20 protein-coding genes are annotated in these 25,025 nt (G+C 43.4%); 13 read left to right on the top strand and 7 right to left on the bottom strand.

The window, feature by feature from the left end:
* The first annotated feature begins 136 nt into the window (after positions 1 to 136).
* The 7 genes from AB9H30_RS02870 to rmf all read left to right on the top strand — a co-directional run bounded on the left by AB9H30_RS02870 (position 137) and on the right by rmf (position 12,448).
* Positions 137 to 4,969 (top strand): NAD-glutamate dehydrogenase, encoded by a 4,833-nt coding sequence (locus AB9H30_RS02870; RefSeq protein WP_371193113.1) that lies wholly within the window; start codon positions 137 to 139, stop codon positions 4,967 to 4,969.
* An 81-nt stretch (positions 4,970 to 5,050) separates the two neighbouring features.
* A complete protein-coding gene (gene pyrD, locus AB9H30_RS02865; protein WP_371193112.1) occupies positions 5,051 to 6,055 on the top strand; it encodes a quinone-dependent dihydroorotate dehydrogenase in 1,005 nt (334 codons plus the stop codon).
* Positions 6,048 to 8,165, top strand: a complete 2,118-nt coding sequence (gene rlmKL, locus AB9H30_RS02860) for a bifunctional 23S rRNA (guanine(2069)-N(7))-methyltransferase RlmK/23S rRNA (guanine(2445)-N(2))-methyltransferase RlmL (protein ID WP_371193111.1) — start codon at positions 6,048 to 6,050, stop codon at positions 8,163 to 8,165. The genes pyrD and rlmKL overlap by 8 nt, the downstream gene beginning before the upstream one ends.
* Positions 8,162 to 8,413, top strand: a complete 252-nt coding sequence (locus AB9H30_RS02855; protein ID WP_371193110.1) for a glutaredoxin family protein — start codon at positions 8,162 to 8,164, stop codon at positions 8,411 to 8,413. The genes rlmKL and AB9H30_RS02855 overlap by 4 nt, the downstream gene beginning before the upstream one ends.
* Positions 8,410 to 10,329: an ATP-binding cassette domain-containing protein gene (locus tag AB9H30_RS02850; protein WP_371193109.1), complete on the top strand. Its 1,920-nt coding sequence runs from the start codon at positions 8,410 to 8,412 to the stop codon at positions 10,327 to 10,329. The genes AB9H30_RS02855 and AB9H30_RS02850 overlap by 4 nt, the downstream gene beginning before the upstream one ends.
* A gap of 14 nt (positions 10,330 to 10,343) precedes the next feature.
* The gene (locus AB9H30_RS02845; RefSeq protein ID WP_371193108.1) at positions 10,344 to 11,981 is read left to right on the top strand and encodes a DUF3466 family protein; all 1,638 of its coding nucleotides are present in this window, start codon (positions 10,344 to 10,346) and stop codon (positions 11,979 to 11,981) included.
* Positions 11,982 to 12,271: 290 nt separating this feature from the next.
* The gene (rmf, locus tag AB9H30_RS02840) at positions 12,272 to 12,448 is read left to right on the top strand and encodes a ribosome modulation factor (protein ID WP_371193107.1); all 177 of its coding nucleotides are present in this window, start codon (positions 12,272 to 12,274) and stop codon (positions 12,446 to 12,448) included.
* Positions 12,449 to 12,535: 87 nt separating this feature from the next.
* Here rmf and fabA read toward each other — a convergent pair whose 3' ends face one another.
* Positions 12,536 to 13,054: a bifunctional 3-hydroxydecanoyl-ACP dehydratase/trans-2-decenoyl-ACP isomerase gene (gene fabA / locus AB9H30_RS02835; RefSeq protein ID WP_371193106.1), complete on the bottom strand. Its 519-nt coding sequence runs from the start codon at positions 13,052 to 13,054 to the stop codon at positions 12,536 to 12,538.
* Between the two features lie 235 nt (positions 13,055 to 13,289).
* Between fabA and AB9H30_RS02830 the strand changes: the two genes are divergently transcribed.
* Complete coding sequence (locus AB9H30_RS02830) at positions 13,290 to 13,610, top strand: hypothetical protein (protein WP_371193105.1); 321 nt, start codon at positions 13,290 to 13,292, stop codon at positions 13,608 to 13,610.
* A 26-nt stretch (positions 13,611 to 13,636) separates the two neighbouring features.
* Here AB9H30_RS02830 and AB9H30_RS02825 read toward each other — a convergent pair whose 3' ends face one another.
* Together AB9H30_RS02825 and AB9H30_RS02820 are read right to left on the bottom strand one after the other, a co-directional pair.
* The gene (locus AB9H30_RS02825) at positions 13,637 to 15,205 is read right to left on the bottom strand and encodes a deoxyribodipyrimidine photo-lyase/cryptochrome family protein (RefSeq protein WP_371193104.1); all 1,569 of its coding nucleotides are present in this window, start codon (positions 15,203 to 15,205) and stop codon (positions 13,637 to 13,639) included.
* A 10-nt stretch (positions 15,206 to 15,215) separates the two neighbouring features.
* The gene (locus tag AB9H30_RS02820) at positions 15,216 to 16,517 is read right to left on the bottom strand and encodes a DASH family cryptochrome (RefSeq protein ID WP_371193103.1); all 1,302 of its coding nucleotides are present in this window, start codon (positions 16,515 to 16,517) and stop codon (positions 15,216 to 15,218) included.
* A gap of 155 nt (positions 16,518 to 16,672) precedes the next feature.
* On the opposite strand from AB9H30_RS02820, the gene AB9H30_RS02815 reads away from it, so the two are divergent.
* Genes AB9H30_RS02815 through AB9H30_RS02805 form a run of 3 tightly spaced genes read left to right on the top strand, consistent with a single transcriptional unit; the run spans position 16,673 to position 19,777 of the window.
* Positions 16,673 to 18,100 (top strand): deoxyribodipyrimidine photo-lyase, encoded by a 1,428-nt coding sequence (locus AB9H30_RS02815; RefSeq protein ID WP_371193102.1) that lies wholly within the window; start codon positions 16,673 to 16,675, stop codon positions 18,098 to 18,100.
* 2 nt (positions 18,101 to 18,102) lie between these two features.
* Complete coding sequence (locus AB9H30_RS02810; RefSeq protein ID WP_371193101.1) at positions 18,103 to 19,641, top strand: cryptochrome/photolyase family protein; 1,539 nt, start codon at positions 18,103 to 18,105, stop codon at positions 19,639 to 19,641.
* A complete protein-coding gene (locus tag AB9H30_RS02805) occupies positions 19,628 to 19,777 on the top strand; it encodes a DUF2256 domain-containing protein (protein WP_371193100.1) in 150 nt (49 codons plus the stop codon). The genes AB9H30_RS02810 and AB9H30_RS02805 overlap by 14 nt, the downstream gene beginning before the upstream one ends.
* 5 nt (positions 19,778 to 19,782) lie before the next feature.
* Here AB9H30_RS02805 and AB9H30_RS02800 read toward each other — a convergent pair whose 3' ends face one another.
* Both AB9H30_RS02800 and AB9H30_RS02795 read right to left on the bottom strand, forming a co-directional pair.
* A complete protein-coding gene (locus AB9H30_RS02800) occupies positions 19,783 to 20,547 on the bottom strand; it encodes a DUF3307 domain-containing protein (protein ID WP_371193099.1) in 765 nt (254 codons plus the stop codon).
* Positions 20,544 to 21,170, bottom strand: a complete 627-nt coding sequence (locus tag AB9H30_RS02795) for a hypothetical protein (RefSeq protein WP_371193098.1) — start codon at positions 21,168 to 21,170, stop codon at positions 20,544 to 20,546. The genes AB9H30_RS02800 and AB9H30_RS02795 overlap by 4 nt, the downstream gene beginning before the upstream one ends.
* A 157-nt stretch (positions 21,171 to 21,327) precedes the next feature.
* Between AB9H30_RS02795 and AB9H30_RS02790 the strand changes: the two genes are divergently transcribed.
* Positions 21,328 to 22,716 (top strand): DASS family sodium-coupled anion symporter, encoded by a 1,389-nt coding sequence (locus AB9H30_RS02790; protein WP_371193197.1) that lies wholly within the window; start codon positions 21,328 to 21,330, stop codon positions 22,714 to 22,716.
* 41 nt (positions 22,717 to 22,757) lie between these two features.
* Positions 22,758 to 23,201, top strand: coding sequence for a YaiI/YqxD family protein (locus tag AB9H30_RS02785; RefSeq protein ID WP_371193097.1), 444 nt, complete (start codon positions 22,758 to 22,760; stop codon positions 23,199 to 23,201).
* A 15-nt stretch (positions 23,202 to 23,216) separates the two neighbouring features.
* Here the strand turns inward: AB9H30_RS02785 and AB9H30_RS02780 are convergent, their stop codons facing one another.
* A complete protein-coding gene (locus tag AB9H30_RS02780; RefSeq protein ID WP_371193096.1) occupies positions 23,217 to 24,083 on the bottom strand; it encodes an NAD(P)-dependent oxidoreductase in 867 nt (288 codons plus the stop codon).
* Between the two features lie 76 nt (positions 24,084 to 24,159).
* Positions 24,160 to 24,924 (bottom strand): hypothetical protein, encoded by a 765-nt coding sequence (locus AB9H30_RS02775; RefSeq protein ID WP_371193095.1) that lies wholly within the window; start codon positions 24,922 to 24,924, stop codon positions 24,160 to 24,162.
* Positions 24,925 to 25,025 lie beyond the last annotated feature (101 nt).

Here is a 25,025-nt window from a genome sequence, read left to right as displayed (position 1 = left end):
ATTATGCAAAAAACTAAAATGCTTATTCAAGTTGTTAAATAAGCGTTAATAATTACTAGTAAACTATTAATATTTTTAGGAAAATACCGTTAACTACGAATGACTATTCTTTTAACAAACAATATCGAGATTGCATATGACGGTTTCAAACCATCAACATTCTGTGCTGTTAGACCAAGTTTTCACGCTAATAAATGAAAAAGTGGATCCCAAAGAAGCACAATTAGTTCAGCAGTTCGGTCAGTTACTTTTCAAAAATATGTCGTTTAACGACCTTAACGGCCGCAGCGACAGTGACCTATACGGCGCGGTTATCAGCCTTTGGCATCAGCTACAAGAGAAACAACAAGATATCCCGCTGATAAAAGTCATTAATCCAGAGATCGCAAGACATGGATGGCAGTCCTCGCACACCATCATTCAAATTATTGTCGATGATATGCCCTTCTTAGTTGACTCCATTCGTATGGCAATCAATCGTTTGAATATTACCTCACATTTGATTTTGCACACTCCAATGCATTTCAAACGCGGTAATCGGGTGACCGAGTTTGTGAGCCCTGAAAGCAGAAATCAAGAGCATCAATCTGAGACGGTGTTTTTAATTGAAATAGACAGGCAGTCTAGGCCTGCTGATATGAAAAAACTGACCGATGAATTGCATTCGGTGGTATCTGAGGTGTCGCTGTCGGTCTCTGATTGGAAACCGATGCGTGACAAGTTAGCGACTATCACTAAAGGTTTCGATAAATCGCCAACAATTAGCTCTGATGATGTAAAAGAGCAGGGCAAAACATTTTTAAATTGGTTAAACGACCACAATTTTACGCTGATGGGTTACCGCTATTACTCGGTTACGGCAATTGAAGGCGACCACCGCTGGGTGCCAGATAACGACAGCAGCCTTGGTTTAATGAAAAATTCCATTAGCAATAAAGAGCGCTTACTGTCCCAAATGCCTGCATCCGCAAGAGATGAGGCGCTGTCTAGTAATCCATTAATGTTAACTAAAACCAATACCCATTCTCGTGTTCATCGCCCAGCATATATGGATTATATTGGCGTTAAAGAATTCGACAAAAAAGGCAATGTTTGCGGAGAACATCGTTTTTTAGGGCTATATTCAGCTTCATTTTACAACAGCAGTGCCGCTGAGCTTCCGATGCTCAAAGAAAAAATTGATCGCATGTGCAAACTGTCGGGCTTTGAGAACGGAACACATGCCTACAAAGCCTTCGTTAATATCGTGGAGACCTATCCAAGAGACGAGCTCTTACAAACATCTGATCAGGAACTGGCGCAAATCATTCTTGGTATTTTTCAAATGCAAGAGCGCGGAATGTCCAAGCTGTTTGTGCGCAAAGATACCTTCGGCCGCTTTTTCTCATGCATGGTATATGTGCCAAGAGAGCGCTATAACACGCAGCTAAGAAAAGATACTCAAGCCCTTCTAAAGCGTTCATTTAACGCTGAAGGTGAGGTCCAGTTTAATACGTATTTCTCTGAGAGCGTTTATGCTAGAACACATTACATTGCTCACGTATCTAATAATAATTTGGAGTTCGATGTGAACGAAATCGAGAAGAATCTCATTGAATTAACCAAGTCTTGGCAAGACAAGCTTAATAGTAAGCTTGTATCTTACTACGGCGAAGAAAGTGGCAAGTCTATAGTTCGTAAGTACGATAATGCGTTTTCACGAAGTTATGCAGAGCAAAACCTTCCTACCGCAGCATTAGTAGATATTCAACATATCGAAGCGCTCAGCAATGAAGAGCCATTAGATATTTTGTTTTATCGTCCGCAAGAAGAAAGTCATGACTCCAACCATGTAAAACTCAAGCTTTATCATGCTAAAGAGCCGATTCATCTTTCTGATGTGTTGCCGATGCTAGAGAACTTTGGTTTACGAGTGATTGATGAAAGCCCATATCGTGTAGTTAACGAGCAGGGTGACATTAGTTGGGTGATGGATTTCAGCATGCTTCACAAACAAAGCCATGGTTTTGATATGGAGCGTGCCCAAGAGTTATTTCAATCGTCGTTTTCGCAGGTGTGGACTGGTCAACTTGAGGACGATGGCTTTAATCGCCTAATTTTAGGCGGGCAAATTCCGGGTAGAATGGTCACCATTGTGCGCGCTTACGCGAAGTATATGCGGCAAATAGGTTCATCGTTCAGTATTGATTATATTGCCAATACCTTAGCGTCATATCCAGATATTGCTGAAGATCTTATCGCCTATTTTGATATGAAGTTTTGTCCAAGCGCTAAACGAACGACAAAAAAATTAGAGAGCATGGAGCAAGGTATCATGCTCAAGCTCGACTCAGTATCCAACCTAGATGATGACCGTATTATTCGTCGTTATTTAGACCTCATCAATGCGTCACTAAGGACCAATTTTTATCAAGAAGACGCTAACGGTAATCCAAAGCATTACGTGTCTATAAAAATGCTACCGCATTTGATCCCCGATATGCCTCTGCCGATGCCAAAATTTGAAATATTTGTATATTCTCCAAGAGTTGAAGGCGTGCATTTACGAGGCGGGAAGGTTGCTCGCGGAGGATTGCGCTGGTCTGATCGTATGGAAGATTTTAGAACTGAAATTCTTGGCTTAGTCAAAGCGCAGCAGGTTAAAAACACCGTTATTGTTCCGGTAGGCGCCAAAGGCGGCTTCGTTTGCAAACGGATGCCAAAAGATGCCGACAGAGCGACAATGCTGGCGGAAGGACAAGCCTGTTATCGTATATTTATTCGCAGCCTATTGGATATTACCGACAACATTGTTGAGGGCAATATCGTTGCCCCTAAACAAGTAGTGCGCCTCGATGAAGACGACCCGTATTTAGTTGTGGCAGCCGACAAAGGCACCGCAACCTTCTCAGATATTGCGAACGGTATATCAGGCGAGTTTAATTTTTGGTTAGGAGATGCATTTGCCTCTGGCGGCAGTGTCGGATATGACCACAAGAAGATGGGCATCACGGCGAAAGGCGCTTGGGAATCGGTTAAGCGTCATTTCAGGGAAATCGGTGTCAACTGTCAGACCACGCCATTCACTTGTGTGGGTATAGGCGATATGTCGGGTGACGTTTTTGGTAACGGTATGTTGTTATCGACCCAAACAAAAATTGTGTGTGCTTTCAACCATATGCACATTTTCTTTGACCCAGACCCAGACCCCGCTTCGACATACAAAGAAAGGGAGCGCTTGTTTGCTGATCCAAGCTTAAGCTGGGATGACTATAATCGTGACTTAATATCTAAGGGCGGTGGTATTTTCAAACGCTCTGAAAAGTCGATTAAGTTAACGCCTGAAATGAAAAGCTGCTTAGGCACAAAACAAGCATCCATGACCCCAAATGAGCTTATTCATAATGTCTTGAAAATGCCAGTCGACTTAATTTGGAATGGCGGCATTGGCACCTATATTAAGAGCAGTAAGGAAAGCCATGCCGATGTGGGTGATAGAGCAAACGACAGCTTGCGGGTTAACGGCAAAGATGTAAAAGCTAAAATTATTGGTGAGGGTGGTAACTTAGGTTTAACCCAGCTTGGCCGTATTGAATTTGCCGCAAACGGCGGACGGGTTAACACCGACTTTATCGATAATGTCGGTGGTGTAGATTGTTCTGATAATGAAGTGAACATCAAAATATTACTCAATAGTTTAGTAAGCAATGGCGATTTAACACTCAAGCAAAGAAACAAACTCTTATATGACATGACCGAAGATGTTGGCGAAATTGTCATTGCAGATTGTTACCGTCAAACCCAGTCTATTTCTATTACTCATTTAGCCGGTGTGAAACAACTCAAAGAGCAATTAAGGTTTATACATACCTTAGAGCGCGAGGGAGCCTTAAATCGAGAGTTGGAATTTATCCCCTCAGATGATGAAATTTCAGAGCGGGTAGTTACTGGGCAGGGTCTCACCCGTCCAGAGCTTTCTGTACTGATCGCTTACGGTAAAATGGTACTAAAAGAAGAATTTAACATTGAGTCGATTACCAAAAATCCGTACTACGAAAAACACTTAGTAAATGCATTTCCTCCTAAGCTTCGTGATAAATATCGTGCGCAAATGCAAGATCATCCCCTACGAGGCGAGATCATTGCCACAAAGTTTACCAACGAAATTGTCAACGATATGGGGCTTAACTTTGTCTATCGCTTAATGGAAGAAACCGGTGCATCAGTTTCTGAAGTGGCGCATGCATATACCATCGTTAAGGGTATTTTTGACATGGGTGGTTTATGGGACGAAATTGAGCAACTCGATAATCAAATTGATGCGAATGTGCAGCTAGAGATACTCGATAGAATGCGTCGCATACTTCGTCGTACAGCGCGTTGGTTTATTCGACACGGTGATAAGCACGCTGATATTCAGACCGCGATTGACAAATACCGTTCGTCGTTCGAAGTAATTGGTAAAAATCTGCCGAACTATTTAGTCTCTTCTGAGTTGAAAGAAGTTGAAAAACACACTGAAGAGCTCAAACAACTGAGTGTGCCGGTTGATTATGCATACAGGATTGCAAGCTTAAGCAATATGTTCTCGAGCATGGACTTGGTGCAAATCGCTGAGTCTGAAAAGCGCCCTGTGGATGTTGTGGCGCGCTTGTACTACCAATTAGGCAACAAGTTCGAGCTGCATTGGTTCTTAGAGCAAATCAATCAGCAGAGTGTTTCCAACCATTGGCAAGCGCTTGCAAGAGCATCCTATCGTGAAGAGCTCGATTGGCAACAGCGAGCGCTGACAACAGTGTTACTCAACACTGCACCGAAGAGCAAGGATGCCGATAAGATCTTATCAACATGGATTTCGGAGAATAAAGTCAAGCTAGATCGTTGGCATCATATGATGACGGAGTTTAAAACCTCAGATAATCACGAATTTGCTAAGTTTTCTGTCGCTTTACGTGAATTGATGCTGTTAAGCATCAGCGCAAACCATTAAACTATAGACCTTTCAGGTTAACGATAACGCCCTGCATGCAGGGCGTTTTTATATGTTTAAAAAAAGGTAAAAGTTAAGCCCGTGTATTCGATTATTCAAAAGCTGCTAATGTCATGCGATCCAGAGTGGAGTCATGACGTGTCCATAGGCTTTTTAAAACACTCCCAAAACAATATTTTAAACACCGCGTATTCACAGAATCTTCCGCCAAAGCCAGTATCATGCTTTGGGCTTGAATTTAAAAATCCTATTGGCTTGGCTGCTGGACTTGATAAAAACGGCGAGTGTATAGACGCGTTCAGTGCTATGGGCTTTGGGTTTATTGAAGTGGGTACCGTGACCCCCAGAGCGCAGGCTGGAAACGACAAACCTAGGCTGTTCCGATTGCCAGAGTATAACGCGATTATCAACCGCATGGGGTTTAACAATCAGGGCGTAGACAATTTAGTCAATAACGTTAAACGCGCTAAATATCAGGGCATACTCGGTATAAATATAGGTAAAAACAAAACCACCGCAGAACAAGACGCTTTGGCGGATTACCTTATTTGTTTGAAAAAAGTTCATCAGTATGCGTCCTACATTACAATCAATATATCTTCACCAAATACCCCAGGGTTAAGAAATCTGCAGTATGGCGAAGCGCTTAATCACTTACTAAACGGTTTGAAAAATGAAACCGAAAAGCTAAATAAAGCGCATGCAAAACAGGTCCCTTTATTAGTGAAAATCGCACCTGATTTAAGCCCTGAAGAAATCGAACAAATTGCTTATTCGTTGCTTGAGACCGGCATGAACGGTGTCATTGCGACCAATACCACTTTAGACCGCGAGGCTGTTAAAGGTCATCAATATGCAGCAGAAATGGGCGGTTTGAGCGGTGCGGTGCTGACCGAAAAGAGCGAGCATGTGACACGTTTACTTCACACAGCATTAGGCGGCAAGCTGCCGATCATAGGCGTGGGGGGAATTAGTAACGCGCAAGATGCCAGCGCACGTTATGCTGCGGGCGCAAGTTTATTGCAGGTCTACTCATCTTTTATCTATCAAGGTCCACCACTTATAAAGGCACTATTAAATGCTTGAATGTTTACTTATCGCAGCTAAAGGCCTTGACGAGCTTCTTAAACTCGAAATACAGCAAATTTTAGGCGAAGCTCGTGCAATACATATGACGCCTGGTCAATGCCGTTTGGAAGTATCCCTTGAAGAGCTTTATCGGCTCAATCTGCATACTCGAATCGCCAACAGAGTATTGTTGGTGTTGGTCAGCGGTAACGTGAAAAATGCCGATGACATCTATACCTTAACTCAACAAGTAAATTGGCCTGAGCAGTTTGATGTCAATTCAGCTTTCGCGGTGCGTTTTAATGGTGTAAACAAAGAAATTCGCAACACGCAATTTGGCGGTCTTAAAATTAAAGACGCGGTGGTTGATCAGTTTACAGAGCAAACCGGGCGCAGACCTGATGTGTCTCGTCAAGAGCCTGATGTGCAGATCCACGGGCGCTTGCGCCGCGAAAAACTTGATATATGTATTGATTTCTCGGGCACGAGTCTGCATGTGCGCGGTTATCGAGAGCAGACGGGAGATGCGCCTCTCAAAGAACAAGTGGCAGCAGCCATTTTAATGCGCAGCGGATGGGCCCAGAATACCACTGAGTGCATGCTCGACCCAATGTGTGGTTCGGGCACAATAGCCATAGAAGCTGCCTTGATCGCTACAAATACACCGCCTAATCTACATCGTTTTCATTGGGGTTTTGAACATTTCTTAGGGCACGATAAAGCAATATGGAACAAGGTGAAGGAACAAGCTATTGCGAATATTTGTGAGCCCAAAGCAAAAATATATGCCTTTGACATAAGCACGATACTCTTAGATATGGCGAAAGTGAACGCACAAGCTGCCGGTGTACAAGATATTATCGAATTTAAGCAATGCGACGCCCTACAAGCGCAGGTAAAAGAAAGTACCGGCTACATCGTCAGCAACCCTCCTTACGGAGAGCGTTTAGGGGAGTATGTCGGATTACTACCGCTCTATGACGGTTTTGGTAAACAACTAAAAACGCACTTTGCTAACTGGCATGTATCACTTTTATCAAGCGACCCGCAGTTAATTAAAGCGTTAAAGCTTCGTGCTCATAAGCGCTATGCATTGAACAATGGTAAGCTTGAATGTGTGTTAGTGAATTACATTCTTAATGATGAGAATTTGGCCGATTTTGATGTGCAGGGCGCGATGCCTGCAGATGAATTCGCAAATCGACTCATGAAAAATCAAAAACGCTTACAAAAATGGCTTACCCGCGAAAGTATTGAAGCTTACCGAATATACGATGCTGACCTACCAGACTATAACTTTGCAATAGATGTTTATGGTGCTTGGGTAATTGTACAAGAATACGCGCCGCCTAAAACCTTGCCAGAGGCAGTGGCAAAAGAACGCTTGCAGCAGGCTCTTTTACGCATTCCGGCAATTATGAAATGTCCAACAGCGCAAGTTGTGGTTAAACAGCGAGTGAAGCAAAGCGGCTCCAGTCAGTACCAAAAACAAAGCAGTAGCGGTAAACGCATTACGGTAAGTGAATATGGTGCGAAATTCTACATCAATCCTGCTGACTATTTAGATGTTGGACTGTTTTTAGATCATCGTACAACCCGTCAAATGTTTGCTCAGAAGGCCAAAGGAAAGCATGTTCTAAACCTATTTTGCTATACCGGAAGTGTGTCGGTGCATGCCGCACTGCATGGCGCAAAATCGGTGACAAGCGTAGATATGTCGCGAACCTATATAAATTGGGCAAAAGATAACTTTGAACTCAATGGCATTACTGGTACCCATGTTTTTGAACAAGCAGATTGTTTAGAGTGGTTAAGTAAAAGGGCGCAAGGGCATTTACCAAAATATGACGCTATTTTCATTGATCCGCCGTCGTTTTCAAATTCAAAGCGCATGGACAGCACCTGGGATGTCCAGCGCGACCACATCTCTCTGATCAAAGATGCATTGTCGTGCTTGCAAGATGGCGGTTTTATTTACTTTAGTAATAACCTTCGCAAGTTTACATTAGACAATGACGCAATAGCTGAATTGGGTCTGAAGGCAATCAATATCGGTCATAAAACTCTGCCTGAAGATTTTGCTCGAAATCCCAAAATACATCATTGTTGGGAGATCACCAAACAATGAAAAAAACAGCCGTTAATATCGACCTTATAATGTACACAGGGCCTCATTGCGAGCTCTGTGAACATGCACAAGAAGTATTTGAAGAACTTAAGCCTCCCGATGTCAGCATGGTGAAGGTGAACATACGCGACGATAGCCAGCTCTATCATCTTTATGCAGTGCGCATTCCCGTTCTGAAAAGGCAGGATAGTCAAGCTGAACTGGCTTGGCCTTTTGATGTAACAATGTTGGAACAATTTTTAAAATGAATTTAGTCCAGTTAAAAAATGCTTCTATTTTATTTGGGCAACCGGCCTTAATTGATGCAGCGGATGTCAATATACAGAGCCAAGAGCGCATTTGTATCCTTGGTCGTAATGGCAGTGGTAAGTCTACATTATTGCAAGTAATAAGCGGTGAGTTAAAACTTGACGATGGACAGCGCATTGTTGCGGGCGAAACTGTCATATCTAGATTGCCGCAAGACCCTCCCGCAAACACAGAAACTCGCATATTCGACTACGTGGCCGAGGGTTTAGGCGAAAATGCTGATTTAATAAAAGCGTATCATGAGCAGGCTAATTTAATGGTAACGGACCATTCAGATGCCGCTATGAATAAACTGCAGGCCTTACAAGAACAGTTAGATGCCAATAATGCCTGGCAACTTGAACAGCGCATTGACAATGTACTCACGCAATTAAGTCTACCTGCTGAAACATTACTCAGTGATTTATCTGGCGGTTGGCGCAGAAAAGCGGCATTAGCAAGGGCGTTGGTCAGTCAGCCCGATGTGCTTTTACTAGATGAGCCAACCAATCACTTAGATATCGACATGGTAAAGTGGTTAGAAAAAACCCTGATGTCATTCTCGGGATGTTTGGTGTTTATTAGTCACGATAGAAGCTTTATTCGTAATATGGCAACGCGTATTATTGATATCGACAGAGGGCAGGTTACATCTTACCCAGTAACTTATGACAAATATCTTGAACAAAAAGCTCATGATCTGGAAGTGCAGGCGACGCATCAAAAAGAATTTGATAAAAAATTAGCTAAAGAAGAAGTCTGGATCCGTCAAGGTATAAAAGCCCGCCGTACCCGCAACGAAGGCCGCGTTAGAGCCCTAAAAGCGCTGCGAGAAGAATACCAAGCTCGCCGTAAAGTGCTAGGAACAGCGGTTATTCAAGGCGGTGAAGGGCAGCGCTCAGGCAAGCGAGTGTTTGAACTGAAACAAGTGAGTTTTGGCTACGCACAACAAGTACTTTTAGCAGAATTTGATTTACTCATTAATCGTGGGGACAAACTTGCTTTAATTGGTCCGAACGGTTGCGGGAAATCTTCCTTAATTAAGCTACTGCTCGGTGATTTAGTGCCCGACTCCGGTGAAGTGGAGCGGGGCGTAAACCTTGAGATTGCTTACTTTGACCAACATCGAAGTCAATTAGAGTTACATAAACCCTTAATAGACGTGATTGCTGATGGTAAGCGAGAAGTAACCGTAAATGGTGCTCCTCGCCATGTTATCAGCTACCTACAGGACTATTTGTTCAGCCCCGAAAGAGTGAATGCACCGGTATCGACCCTCTCTGGAGGAGAAAGAAACCGCTTGATGCTTGCAAAGCTTATGCTTAAACCTAGCAACCTGTTGATTTTAGATGAACCAACTAACGACCTTGATGTCGAAACGCTGGAATTACTAGAGTCCTTGCTAGTTGAGTATCAAGGCACGGTGCTGCTTGTAAGTCACGACCGCGAATTTATTGACAATGTGGTAACATCCAGCCTAGTTTTTGAAGGCGATGGTAAAATTAATCATTTTGTGGGCGGTTATTCAGACACCCTTGCGTGGTATGAACAACAAGATAAGCAGCAAAAAAAACAGCAAAAACATGCGCCCCAAGCAGCAAAACCGGTTCCGGTAGTTAATAACAAGACTACTCAAAAAAAGACGAACAAGTTATCATACAAGGAGCGTAAAGAATTAGAACAGCTGCCCAAGCAAATTGAACGATTTGAAGCAAATATTGCTGCCGCACAAAAACAGTTAAGTGGTGTTGATTTTTTCCTACAGGCCGCAGAGATTACTCAGCCCGTATTGGATGAATTGAAAAAAAATGAAACTGCGCTAGAACAGGCTTTCGAGCGTTGGGAAGTGCTAGAAGAATTAAAAAATAACGAGTAGTAACAGGACCTTTAATGAAATTGAATCAATGGATAGGTGTAATAGCGCTAAGCTCTGCACCAATCGTAGTGCATGCGACTGCATACGACGTGCAAGAATTACCCGTCACAGAACTGTCGGGGAGCCAATTTGGTTCTTCTATCGACAACTCGGGCCTTATATTAACCACCCTTATTAATCCATTCAGTCCGCCCATTGATATGACTTTGTTTGATGTGGCGAACTTCCCTTTACTTACCGACCCTGACGCCGCTGCTCAAGGCGAGTTTAATAACAATGACTATGCGCAAATCGTTAATACGTATCGCCAAAATGCAGTAAGCTTTTCGACTTTCGGTCAAAAGCTTGCCAATCAAGTGATATATCAAACCGATGGCACCGATGCACAATATGTATTTGGTTTTGATGAAGAGCAAACAAATACAGACGGCTTTACTTTTGGCATGAATACTCGGGTTGCAGGATCAGCAAATGGTGCCTACATCGTCGGTAATGGTTCGTCTTTGTTTACTGCACGAGATGTAATGAGCAGTGACGGCACAGAGTTCACGATAGTGATTGCGGATGTCTTAAATAGAGGCTTTGTGCAGTTTGATGGACAAGTTAATCCCTTGTTGCCCCTTGATATGACACTCGAAGGTTTTAGCAGTGCCAGTGCGATAAACGAAAATCTGCAGGTAGCGGGCGTTTCATCTGTTGGTGTAAGAGATTTAATCACCAGTGGAATAGAAAACTGTGCAAGTGATGATTTGACCATTCCTGTTGAGGCTTGTATTTACGAATTAAAAACTAGGAGCCAAGAGCAATTTGTGCGCCGAGCAACTGTTTGGCAGTTAGATGCGCAAGGGCAAGTCGTTTCTACTACAGCTTACGATCTTGACTTTACACTTGACGAAGATGAACTGCGCAACTTCACTAATGAGGCGGTAGCAATCAACAATTCTGGTGTTGCAGTAGGTACTGGTACCGTATTGTTTAATAACCAAGGCGTTACGGCAGCAATGGTGTTTGAAAATGGCACCACTAGACGACTGTTAGATGATGATTCACTGCTACCCAATTTTGCCACTAGTATTAATGATCAAGGGATTGTAGTTGGCTATCAAATACAAGCCATAAACGGGCAAGGCCGAGCAAAATTCTTTACTTACGATTTGAATACCGAAACCTTAACGTTTCCTGATGATTTTTTTGCAAGTTCATCTACTTTTCCTAGGGATATAAATAGTGATGGAATCGTCGTTGGTGATGCAGAGATAGATGCTAGTCAGAGCCAAAGGCGCAGAGGCGGTTTTGTTTATAATCCGCAAACCGATGAATTTATCGATTTAAACACTCTTATACCCTGTGATACTCCGTATAGCATAGTAGCCGCAAATAGTATTAACGACAGTGGAGTGATTGTTGCGGATGCTGCGGTGCTGCGTTCAGCTAAAAACGTGCGTGGTCAGCCGTTTTTAGATGCCGATGGAAATGAAATCCTCGAAACGGCTGTTGTGGCATTAAAGTTAACACCCAACGGCGCAGACGCCCCAGATTGCAGTGTAGACGGTGAAGAAGACCCAAATGAAGTGCGTCAAGGTGCAAGTAACAGTATGATATTCATACTATTTTTGACTGGTTTGGCCCTGTTTAGACGGATCAAACGCTAAGCCTAAAATCATGTGCTTTGCTACAGGCCACGTATTCCGTGGCCTTTTTTGTTTTAATAACTTACGAAGATAATAAACCCGTTTTTTAGACAAAAACAGTCCAAAAATGAAATGACCTATTTTCAATAAGTTATGAACCTTATCCTAAATATTTGGGTTTAGTAGGTTGAACTCATCGCGAATCTGGCGTATCTCTACCTATGTGACATATTTATTACTTTCCATGTTTAGATAAATTTTAGTTTTCAAAGTAAAAAATAGTCATTTCTTTCAAACTAGAGAGGTGTTCAATGAAAAGACAAAAAAGAGATAAGTTAACTAGAGCGCATGCAAAAGGTTATCAAGCCGGTATAACGGGTCGTTCAAAAGAAATCTGTCCATTTCACGCATTTGATGCAAGGTCTCACTGGCTGGGCGGTTGGAGAGAAGCTACCGGTGATCGCCAGATTGGTTTGAACACAAGGTAAGCACTAATTTAAACAAAAACGCCGAGCATATTTGCTCGGCGTTTTTGTTTTTAGCATTAGATGAGGGCCTTGCCCATAGTTGATGATTTAAAACTTAGAAGTATCGGAAAACAAGCCTACTTTAAGATCTTTTGCGGTGTATATTACGCGCCCGTCTACGGCTACTGAACCATCTGCCAGGCCCATATATAACTTACGTTTGATAACGCGCTTAAAGTCAATGCGATAAGTCACTTTTTTAGCGCTAGGCAGAATCTGCCCGGTAAACTTAACCTCGCCAACCCCAAGTGCTCTGCCTTTTCCTGGACCGCCTGTCCAGCCAAGGAAGAAGCCAACAAGCTGCCACATTGCATCTAAGCCTAAACAGCCAGGCATAACTGGGTCACCCGGGAAATGACAGGCGAAAAACCAGAGATCGGGAGTGATATCGAGTTCAGCTTCGATGTAGCCCTTATCGAATTCACCGCCTTCTTCGGTGATCATATTGATTCGATCCATCATTAACATATTTGGGGCAGGTAGTTGACTATTGCCTGGTCCAAACATCTCGCCGGTACTGCATTTAAGTAAGTCTTCACGGTTGAATTGGTGTTGTTTATCTGACATAAGGTTTCTTATTTTAAAAATCAGTGTGTAATTTAGCGAACACTTGTACGCTAAACAACTCTGAACAGTGATATTTCATAAATTATTTTCAATTTTCGTGAGATAAGCAGTAAATATTCGATTATTAAGGGTAAACAGGTGACAGTAATTGTTCTACACTAAGTTTATAAAGCGAAGATCAGACCCTAGTTGTAATAACACACATTAAATTAAACTCGGTTAAGGGCATTCTCCTATGAGAAACAAAAAGCTTCAGGCGAACGCAGAAAAACAAAAACGCTATCGCGATAAGCAAAAATTACTGGGCAAAAAAATGGTAAGAGGATATATCTCACCTGAAGCTATGGACAATTACAAAGAGATTGTCGAAAAGACGAACTGGACCGACAGTGATATTTTATCCAATGCGCTGAGAATTACCTATGCCGCATATCGAAATAATCAAATTCGTTTTTTAAACAAGTGGTTAGAGGATGAAGATCGTAAAAAGAGAATAGCGCAGGAGAGCAGAGCCACTACTACGCCAGCGTCAGCCTCTGATACCTCAGAGCAGTAGCTAAGTAATTTACACTACACCTTTGCTCAATTTAATACGGAGTGTTGATACAAGATCCGCTTGGCTTCAAGCTTTACATCATCTCGCTTTCTAAATTCCCATAATTTTTTGCGTGCGGCTCTGGCTGCCTCTTCAACATTTACAATCGGTAAACAATAGTCTCTGTGAATATCAAATCCATACATCGCAGACTCTAGGGGTGGAACTGTCCAAGGGCTATGTATTAATTCTGCGGGCAGGGCGCTTAGCTCGGGTACCCACTTTTTTATAAAGATACCGTCTGGGTCTTTGTCTTGTGATTGTTTAATTGGGTTATATAGTCGAATGGTATTGGTGCCAGTCACTCCGGCCTGCATCTGAAACTGCGGGTAATGTATGCCCGGCTCAAAGTCTAAAAACTGTTTGCCTAAATGACTGACGCCAAGGCGCCAGTCGATATCTAAGTGATGGCACAAAAAACTCACTAACATGGCGCGCATCCGGAAATTTAAATAGCCAGTTTGTATGACTGCGCGCATCGACGCATCAACTATGGGTACGCCTGTTTTTCCAGTTTTCCAAGCGTGAAGTCTTTGCTCCATTAATGCCCCAGAGCAATATTGATAGTGTTCATAGCCTGTATTAACCGAACGATGCTCCATTGCACACTCAGACTCAAACTTTTGAATAAAGTGACAATGCCAGCTAAGGCGAGCCTGGAAAGCATTCACAGAACGTTTCCAACCCGTTTTGTTCTGATAGCGCTGACTAAACTGATATACCTGCCTGATGCTAACATTTCCCCAAGCTAAGTATGGCGACAATCTAGAGCATGTTTTTCGTGCCTCAGTTGGCTTACCGATATTACCGAAGTAGCCTTTTCCCCTTTCTTTAAAAAAATCGTAAAGAATATGCCAAGCGCGTTTTTCGCCACCTTTTTGAAAAGCAGGGGGCTGTTCTATCCAATTATCCGGGATGACATTCATGTAGGCACTGAGGCTTTCTGAGGGCAAGTAGGCAAAACGCATTTGGTCTATCTGCGGGTCAAAGGTAGCGCTATCCATAACCTCATGCCAATGCTTACGCCAAGTAAAACGATGGGCAAGAGGACGTTTAACGGCCCCTTGGGCATATTCATGCCAAACAATGTTATGCTTTTTAGCCCATGTTTTTATCACCAGATCCCGCTGAAAACTTTGTGCAAGACCAATCTCTTGATGGCTATAGATTGCCTGCATCCCGAGCAGCTTAAGTGCGTTAAACACTTCTAACGCGCTGCCGTTTAGCACTGTGACAAAATCATGCTTAAGAACACGTGATGTATCGTGCTTAATAATATTGTGTGCTTTAGTATTTTCAGACTGAGCGCTTTGGATTTGTCTGTTGATGTCTTCAATAGACTGGTGAATAAACCGCCAGTGTCTAACGTCCATATGTTCATCATTGAGCATAATCGGCTCGACAATATAAATCAGTAGCAAGGGTAATGGTGACTGTTGCGCCTCAAATAGGGCTTGATGGTCTCGTAAACGTAAATCACGTTTTAACCACACAACGTTAAACCTTGTAAGCTCAAGTGGGGTAGGGTCTTGACCTGTTGCTTTATCTGCTATCACTGACTACCGTCTACCTGCGCTCGAGCCATTTATTGATAAACCGTCGCTCAGGGTCGTAAGTCTCCGTCTGCTTTTGAAGGTTAAATTGGCGGTGCCCTCTAGGATCACTGCCTACTCCAGCGAGATATTGCCAATTACCATAGTTACTGGCTACATCAAAGTCGATTAACTGCTGCTCAAAATAAGCGGCCCCATAGCGCCAATCTAAATTTAATTCGTGCACAAAACAACTCGCCACCAATTGACGTCCTCGATTAGACATAAATCCAGTGGCATTTAACTGTCGCATGCAGGCATCAACGATGTCATATCCGGTTTGCCCTTCACACCACTGTTCAAATTTAACCTGATCGTGCATGGAGGTAGGCTGTTTACGCTGTATCCCATCGCGCGCAAAAAACCTCGCTCCATGTTTGATGTGTTGAAGATGAAAGAATTCACGCCAAAGCAACTCAAAAAACAGCCAGTAGGTTGAATCATTGGCAACCCGCTCAGATTCATACTCTTTGATCTTGCTATAGACAGTGCTCGGCGAAATACATCCGTGGGCTAGGTACATAGATAGTCGGCTAGAAAAATCCCAACCATCCAAGCCGTTGCGAGTTTCTTTATATGTGGCGATGCGATCTGAGTTTAAAAAGTAATCATCGATTCTGGCCAATGCGCCTGACTCACCGCTGGGATAGCCGTTTGTATCTAAACTGCCAAGCACTTTTGTTGGGTAATGGTACTGCGGTAGCGTAATTGCTGAGTTAACCAATCCCTTGAAAGCTTGGGGGGCCGCCAAAGGCGACCTGAGCTTGGCATATTTTTCAACCTTACGTCGAAATGGAGAAAATGTATCTGGCATATTCTCCAGCGAAAATGGTAGTTCAGCTTGCGAATATAGATAATTGCTCGTTCCCTCAATCAGGATAACGTTGGCGCTGCCGGGTGTCTGTAGGTGCCGCCTGATATTTTGAACATCTTTTATTTCATTGTAGCCAGCATGCAGTTCATAAGAAAGATGGGTGGCCTTTAGCGCGTCTAATAGGGCTAATACCTGCTGAGCAGGCTCACCTTCAATCACTAGTAACTGAGAACCTAAAGCATGCATCCGTTGCTTCAAGTCTGTAAGCGCATCGGCAATAAAGGCCTCTCGATATTTACCCATATGAGAGCAAGCCCATTGGTCTTGTCGCTGCCAATCTGGGTTGTGGACATACACGCCAACGAATCGTTCGCTCTGTTGAGATAGCTTTAAAAGTGCTTCATTGTCAGTGACTCTTAGGTCGTGTCTAAACCAATGCACACCCATCGTGCTTGCTGTCATGCTTGTCGTCCAAGTTTAAGGTTCTTCTATATTTACTCAATGACAATAAAATTCGATCGGTTTGTCAGCTTTATTAGTAAAAAAGTCAGAGGTAAGAAAGCGTTGCGCCTCTGTTTTAACACTTCATGCACAACTACAAGGGATATAACTCGTACATGACAAAAAGCATTGTTTGGTTCAGACAAGATCTGCGCATTAACGACAACCCCGCCCTAAAGGCCGCTTGTGATAATGGCGAAGTCATTCCCGTCTACATTTTTGATGAAACGATATCCGGTAAAGCGGACATGGGCGGTGCCTGTAAATGGTGGTTGCATCATGCTTTAACAGATTTAGCCGCATCGCTTAACCAACAACTGATTGTAAAGCGCGGCAATGCGCAAGCGATACTGGCATCACTAGTAACTGAGTATGGGGCTACCCGAGTGGTCTGGAACCGCATGTATGAACCTTGGGCAAGAGCCCGCGATGCTCAAGTCAAACAGCACTTTAATGACAATGATATTACCGCAAAGAGCTTTAACGGCTCGTTATTGTGGGAGCCTTGGGAAGTACTAAAGAAAGATGAGACTCCTTACAAAGTATATACGCCATATTACCGCAGAGGCTGTCTGTCAAAAAGTGCGCCACGTTACCCATTAGAGCGGCCCAATTTGAATATTGATCCTAGCGTAGCAAATGACGCAGCAAAGCAAATTAGTGCGCTCAAGTTGCTTCCTGATATACCATGGGACGGCGGGCTAACCGATATGTGGACGGTTTCAGAAAAAGCAGCAGGCGCAAAGCTTAGCTGGTTTATTAACAATGCGATAAAAGAATATTCAGACCAGCGAAACTTGCCCGCTGTTAGAGGAACATCACAGCTATCTCCCTACTTACATTTTGGCCAAATTTCTCCTAATCAAGTGTGGTATGCAATAACCGACGCCTTTCAAGGTGACGTTAGCGGTCGTGGAGTTGATACATACCTAAGTGAAATTGGCTGGCGAGAATTTTCCTATTATTTGCTGTATCACTTTGATGATATGCAGAATATTAACTTCAATAGCAAGTTTGATCAGTTCCCTTGGCGTAAATCTGAGCAAGATTTACAAGCATGGCAAAAAGGTCAAACCGGCGTGCCAATTGTTGACGCTGGAATGCGAGAGCTGTATCAAACCGGATACATGCATAACCGAGTGCGTATGATTGTTGGCTCCTACTTAGTTAAAAATTTACTGATTGATTGGCGAGAAGGTGAGCGTTGGTTCTGGGATTGTTTAGTTGATGCAGATACGGCGAGCAATTCTGCTGGTTGGCAGTGGGTAGCAGGTTCGGGAGCAGATGCATCACCTTACTTTAGAATTTTTAATCCTATTTTGCAGGGAGAGAAGTTTGATAAAGAAGGTGAGTACGTGAAAACTTATTGTCCAGAGCTCAGCGAGATGCCAAAAAAGTATATTCACAAACCTTGGGAAGCGCCCGAGGACGTGCTGAAAGCTGCAAAGGTAAAGCTAGGCGAAACTTATCCTCATCCTATTGTTGAGCTTAAGCCCTCGCGGCAAAGAGCACTTGATGCTTTTGCTAAGATAAAAGGCGGATAGAAATGACCCGACTATGCCTAATATTAGGTGACCAACTCAGTTTGAATATGTCTTCTTTGCAGGCCTTAGATAAAGGCAAAGACATCGTTCTGATGGCAGAAGTAAAAGAAGAAGCCACTTACGTAAAACATCATAAAAAGAAAATAGCATTTATTTTTTCGGCTATGCGTCATTTTGCCGTGGCGCTGAAAGAAGCTGGATACCAACTCCAATATACTCAATATGACGATCCTAATAATCATGACAGTCTTTATGCCCATGTAGAACACGCAGTAAAAGAGCACAAAATAACACAAGTTGTTGTGGCGCAGGCCGGCGAATACCGCTTACATGAGAATATGAGCTCATGGGCAGACAAACTTAATGTCGAACTTGAAATTACCGAAGACAATCGTTTTTTAGCGCCACTTTCGTTCTTTTCAGATTGGGCTGAGGGACGCAAGCAGTTGCGTATGGAGTTTTTTTATAGAGAGATGCGTCGAGCGCATCGAGTGTTAATGGAAGGCAAAGAGCCCACTGGCGGCAAATGGAACTATGATAGTCAAAACCGAGAAAAGGCCCCAAAAGATTTAAATATACCAAAACCGACAAGCTTTGCACCCGACAACATAACCAAAGAAGTAATTGCATTGGTTGAGGATACCTTTGCCGACCATTTTGGTGATATTGGTAATTTTCACTACGCGGTAACTCGTGAACAAGCGCAGCAAGTATTAGCGGAGTTTATCGAGCATCGTTTGGAAAATTTCGGACAGTATCAAGATGCGATGGTAGAGGGCGAACCATGGATGTATCACTCTCATGTCAGCTTTTACATTAACACCGGTTCGTTATCCGCTCAAGAATGTGTAGATGCGGCTGAGCAGGCCTACATTTCCGGTCAGGCACCGCTGAACTCGGTAGAGGGCTTTATTCGCCAAATAATTGGCTGGCGCGAATACATCCGTGGGTTTTATTGGCATTTAATGCCTGACTATAAGCAAAAAAATCACTTGCATGCCAAGCGTGATTTGCCCGATTTATACTGGGGCGGCAAAACCAAGATGAATTGCTTACAGCAGTGCGTGAAAGAAACGAAAGAAAATGCTTACGCCCATCATATTCAACGCTTAATGGTGCTGGGTAACTTTGCGCTGCTTGCTGGCTTAGATCCGGAGCAAGTCAATGAGTGGTATTTGATTGTATATGCGGATGCTTATGAATGGGTAGAACTGCCCAATGTCAGCGGTATGATTTTATTTACTGATGGCGGCATGCTTGCCAGTAAACCCTATGCAGCAAGCGGTGCATACATCAACAAAATGTCGAACTACTGCCAAAATTGTGCCTATAGTGTTAAGGAAAAAGTAGGGCATCAAGCGTGTCCGTTCAATTATTTGTACTGGGACTTTTTGATCCGCCATAAAGGCATATTGCAAAAGAACCCGCGCATGGCGATGATATATCGCACTCTTGAGAAGATGGATGCAAAGCGTGTCGAGCATATAGAGCAAGATGCCAAACTGTTTTTTGAAAATTTAGCGAATAATGAAGAAGTCTGAACTACCTGAAAAAGTATGTCCTGTGTGCCAGTTAGCATTCTCGTGGCGAAAAAAGTGGGAGCGTAACTGGCCCGAAATTAAATACTGCTCAGAGCGATGTCGGCGTAACCGGCGCTCACTGAATAAGGCGTCATAGGATGTTTAAAGCGAAAGTGACGCTACTTGAGGACTCACAAGGCCAATTGCGTAAGACGCCAGCAAACCAAGCAAGATCGCTAAGGTAACGCTAAACAGGGTGCCCAGCATAATGTATTCAGTCAGCTTGCGGTCCTGTTCTCGCCGCATATCGCCAAAGCGAAAGACGCTTTTTGCAGCAAGTAAAAAACCGATGCCGGCAAACTGCCCCAGCATTACAAAGATGATGACCAAAAACCGCTCTAAAATACCAATCCACTCTCCAGCATAGGGCAAGCCAGGGTTTTTATCATTTTGCTGCATTTCTTTGGTGTAGGGCGATAAGATCAGCTGAATAATTAACGACAGTGGCTTCCACGCAAATAGGAATACGGCCAATACAATCAAATGTTTGAGTTCAGTAAACTCAGTCGCCACACCATGCCACTTTTGTAAGTCGGGTTGCGCGATATATGCACTGACTAGCGCCAATATAAAAATGTGGGCGCATTGGTCCATCAAAAATGACTTTAAGTAAAAGCCCTGATAGGTTTTCCAAATGTCGATGGCGTAATGAGTGAGAACGATAATAGCTAAGACAGCAAAAAAGGCGGGTGAAATACCCAAGAATGCATAGAGGACAACAGCATTGAGGCCCAAATGTGTCAATATGTGCTTGAACAAACCGATGGATTTTTCTTTATACTTAATTTTACTTTCAATCCACGCCTTGCGTTGCAAGTAGAAGTCTGCGACAAGATGCACAAGCAAGAGCAGAAGAAATAAAGTCATTTTGTGGCGTCCTCGCTGGCATTGGCAAAAAACTCAATGGTTTGTTTTAGCAAATCTGCACCGCCTCGTTTTAAGTGAGCCGCAACGTTTTGTCGCGTGATATCGAGTATATCGGCAATCAGTTGCTGTTCTGGAAAGTTTTCTTGAAGGTAATAGTAAAGCACTTCTGCCTGCTTTTGGGTAAGACCAGTTAAATGATGGTTTAAATATGATTGAATTAAGTCAATGGCGTTTTGATTTTGCCAGTGGCTAATGGCGATATGTCGGCGTTTTACTTGGTCTAGGAGCCTACCGGAGGCGATAAACACATTGCCCATATTTTCTGAGATGCGTTGACTGCTGATGTCTTGATGACCAAACGCGATGGCCTGAGTGATTTCAATCGGGCTGCCGTCGATGGCAAATAACAACCAAAGTTTAGTCATCAAGCTTGCACGCATGGCATCTGTGGGGTGTTTATATAAAACTTGAAATGCGTCACCTCTAAAAATTTCAAAGCTAGTTTGCAAGGTTTCACTTTGTTTATTGAGCTCTGCCTTTAATAGCATAATAGCTTGTGTGTATTTGGCTTGCGACATATCGGTAGAATGCACCAAGTCGCCTGTTTCAACCGCTATAAACATTGACAGCACCATAGATAGAATGAACACTAGGTGAATATGACACGATTCTGAATTATGCGCAAACTTTAATGTTTGCTATTGATGTTAGCAACTATAATGACTTGCTATTTTAAAAGTGACTTAGCTGCAATTTAAGTAAAGACTTTAGGTAATAATAATAATGACAAATACCAACCGATTCTTGGTAATAGGCCCGTTATTTGCCTTTGCAACTTACTACTTATGTATAGCGGCATTTGGGTTTCAGCAAGACGCTGCGATAACTGCTGGGATAACGGTGTTGACGGTTATTTGGTGGGTAAGTGAGGCGCTGCCAATCCCTATTACCTCTCTACTGCCTTTTGCATTGTTACCTCTATTCGGTATTTTGAGCCATCGAGAAGTAAGCAGTGCCTTTGGTAGCCATGTGATCCTGTTGCTTATGGGGGCATTTATGCTCTCTAAAACGCTAGAAAGAGCAGGGGTACACAAACGGCTTGCCCTAATGATGGTCAATGCCATTGGTGCACATAGTAAAAAGCGCCTAGTGTTTGGCTTTATGCTGGCAACGGCCGCACTTAGTATGTGGATTTCCAATACCGCTACTATATTAATCATGTTGCCCATCGCCTTAGCCGTATTGTCGCAAATTCAAGAGCGCACGCTTAAAGTGGCGATGATATTAGGCATTGCCTATTCAGCTAGCGTGGGCGGTTTAGGTACCCTAATTGGTACCCCGCCAAATGTGATATTTGCCGGCTTATACGAACAGCAAACGGGTAATGAATTTAGTTTTGTGACGTGGATGATGGTAGGTATTCCAGTGGTCGTTATTGCTATCCCAATGATGGCATTGTGGCTAATTCGACGTTTAAAAGGTCCGCTACAGATTGATTTGCCAGTGCTGGGCCATTGGCAAGTTGAAGAAGTGCGAACTCTACTCGTGTTCGGTTTGGCGGTGCTTGCATGGATTACGCGTAACGAACCCTTCGGGGGTTGGAGTGATTTATTTGATATTCCTATGGCCGGAGACAGCACAGTTGCCTTAGCCGCAGTTATAATCATGTTTATGGTGCCTAATGGTAAAGGCGAACGTCTATTAGACTGGAAAACCGCGGTTGATATCCCTTGGGGTATGCTATTGTTATTTGCAGGCGGTATTGCGCTAGCAAAAGGATTTACTGCGTCAGGCTTGAGTCAGTTAATTGGCGATGGACTAAGCGCTTTTACTGAATTTCCGCTATTGATTACTTTGTTATTACTATGTTTAACGGTGACCTACTTAACTGAAATCACCAGTAATGTGGCAACGGCCACGCTGCTTATGCCGATATTATATTTAGTAGGCATTAATTATGGCGTCGACCCTGCCATATTCATGGTGCCTGCGGCGATGGCTGCTAGCTGTGCATTCATGTTACCGGTCGCCACGGCGCCTAATGCAATTGCATATGGCACAGGTGAGATCGAGATACGCGAAATGGTAAAAGAGGGCGCCGTACTCAGTTTTGCGGTATCGAGTATGCTGGCTTTGGTCAGCTACGTGTTACTCGGTTTATTGCTGTAGGCCTTTTTTGCACTAATTAACCCATTGAAAATGATGAATAAATGAAAATAATTGTCGATGCAGACGCGTGTCCAGTCGTGATAAAAGAAATCTTGTGTAAAGCGGCACAGCGCACACAAGTTGAAACGCTATTTATTGCAAATCATTATATACAGGTGCCGCCATCACCCTATTTAAAGAGTGTTCAGGTACCATCTGGATTTGATGTAGCTGATCATGAAGTGGTGCGGCGATGCGATGCAGGTGATTTAGTGATCACATCAGATATTCCGCTGGCAGCAGAAATAATAGAGAAGGGCGGTAATGCGCTTTCGTCTCGAGGTGAACTGTTTGATAAGCAAACCATAAGAGGGCGTTTAACCACCCGTGATTTTATGGAAACGAAGCGTGCTAGCGGCATTCAAAGTGGCGGTCCACCGCCATTAACCACGAAAGACCGTAAGGTATTTGCCGATCATTTAGACCGGCTTTTGTCGCGTCGATAAAATAGCCTTAAAGATTTACTTCTGCAGCAGCGTGATTAAGCTAGACGTGTCCATTCTGCCACCGCCATGTTTTTGCACTTGCGCATAAAACTGATCAACCAAGGCCGTTATTGGCAGGGTGCTTTGATTTCGTTTTGCTTCGTTAAGCACAATACCTAAGTCTTTGCGCATCCAATCAACGGCGAACCCAAAGTTAAATTCATTTTTAGCCATGGTATGGGAGCGATTTTCCATCTGCCATGACTGAGCGGCGCCCTTACTGATAACGTCAATGACTTGCTCAGTATCTAAACCAGCATTCGTGGCAAAATGGATTGCCTCTGATAAGCCTTGAACCACACCAGCGATACAGATTTGATTGACCATTTTTGTGAGTTGACCACTGCCAACCGTGCCCATTAGTGCATGTTTTTGGGCAAAGCAATCAAATAAAGGGATGAGTGTTTGGTAAGTTTCCTCGCCACCGCCGCACATGACGGTTAACTTGCCGTTTTCAGCGCCCGCTTGACCGCCAGAGACTGGGGCATCGACAAAGCTGATATGTTTTTGTGCACATGCAAGCGCCAGCTCTTTTGCTAGCTCTGCTGATGTAGTCGTGTGATCAACTAAAATCGAATTCGCCTGCATTGCATTCAATATACCGTTGTCACCATATACAACCGACCTAACATCGTCGTCATTGCCTACACACATAAACACAACCTTGGCATTTCGCGCTGCAAGCCCTGGGCTTATTGCATGCTTGCTACTCGGATGTTGTTCTTGCCATGCCAAAGACTTAGCCGTAGTGCGATTAAATACGCATACGGTATGACCCGCTTTTGATAAATGGCCTGCCATTGGGAAGCCCATCGCCCCTAAACCTATAAATGCTAATTCCATTATCTTTCCTTTATTATACAAAGAGGAATATCAACTGACGCTAGTGTAGGCATAAACGAATAAAGATCAACATACCCTAATTTCTCTGCTGTGTTGGCAAGGCTTTTTTACCAAGGTGTTTATCAATATATTGCTGAAAATCTGGATTGTTGCGACATTCGATAGTCCCACCCATTAGCCCCGATATAAAACCCAAACCTTTCTTTGCTGCGTTCGCACAATCAAGCTCGATGGTTCTGAGCATTGCCTCTCTGTCTTCTTGGCTTGGTAAATTTGGAGGCGCAATAATTGGTGAGCTTTTTCTAAGCTGATATTCTTTAGCGTCTTGCTCTGCCATTCTTTGAATCGCTTGGTCATTGATATTGGATTGATAGTTGCGAACCGCATGATCTATGCGTCTTTTCATTGAAGGCTCGGTGACAACAATTTTACTGCCCGTGAGAGCTTCAGGAGCTTCTGCGGTATTTAATAATGTAGATATTGATAGTGGCTCCTCAAGCTTATTTGCGATAGCTGGAATAAGCTCAGCGGGCTTTGATACTGAAATTTCAATAGGTGGCTCTGTTTCCTGCAATTGGGTGATAGGTGAGGGCACTGGCAGTGTGTTTTCCACTGCGGCGGGTTTTATAAATAAATAACTTTGTAAGATTGGCTGCTGCAGAGGCTTTTGCGTCATCACCGCCGGTTTACTTAACAAAAGTACCGTTAAAATAAGAAGATGAAGCAGCGCTGAGAGTGCCAAAAAAGCCCGTAACCATCTCGTTTTAACAGGAAATGTAGACGGACGTTCACGTTCAAGTTGGGCTTGATCCTCAAATTGGGCAATATCGATATGATGCAAAAGTTCTTAATAATAATGGGATAGTTAAAGTACAGACTAGTTTGGCGAGTTAAGGTTCCTATTAATAAAAGCAATGCCTGCTTGATAGGTACCAAACTTTG

It is taken from the genome of Glaciecola sp. SC05 (assembly GCF_041380235.1).
Lineage (GTDB): Bacteria > Pseudomonadota > Gammaproteobacteria > Enterobacterales > Alteromonadaceae > Glaciecola.
Note: the sequence above shows the minus strand (reverse complement) of the source record. Positions and strands in the feature narration are given on the sequence as shown.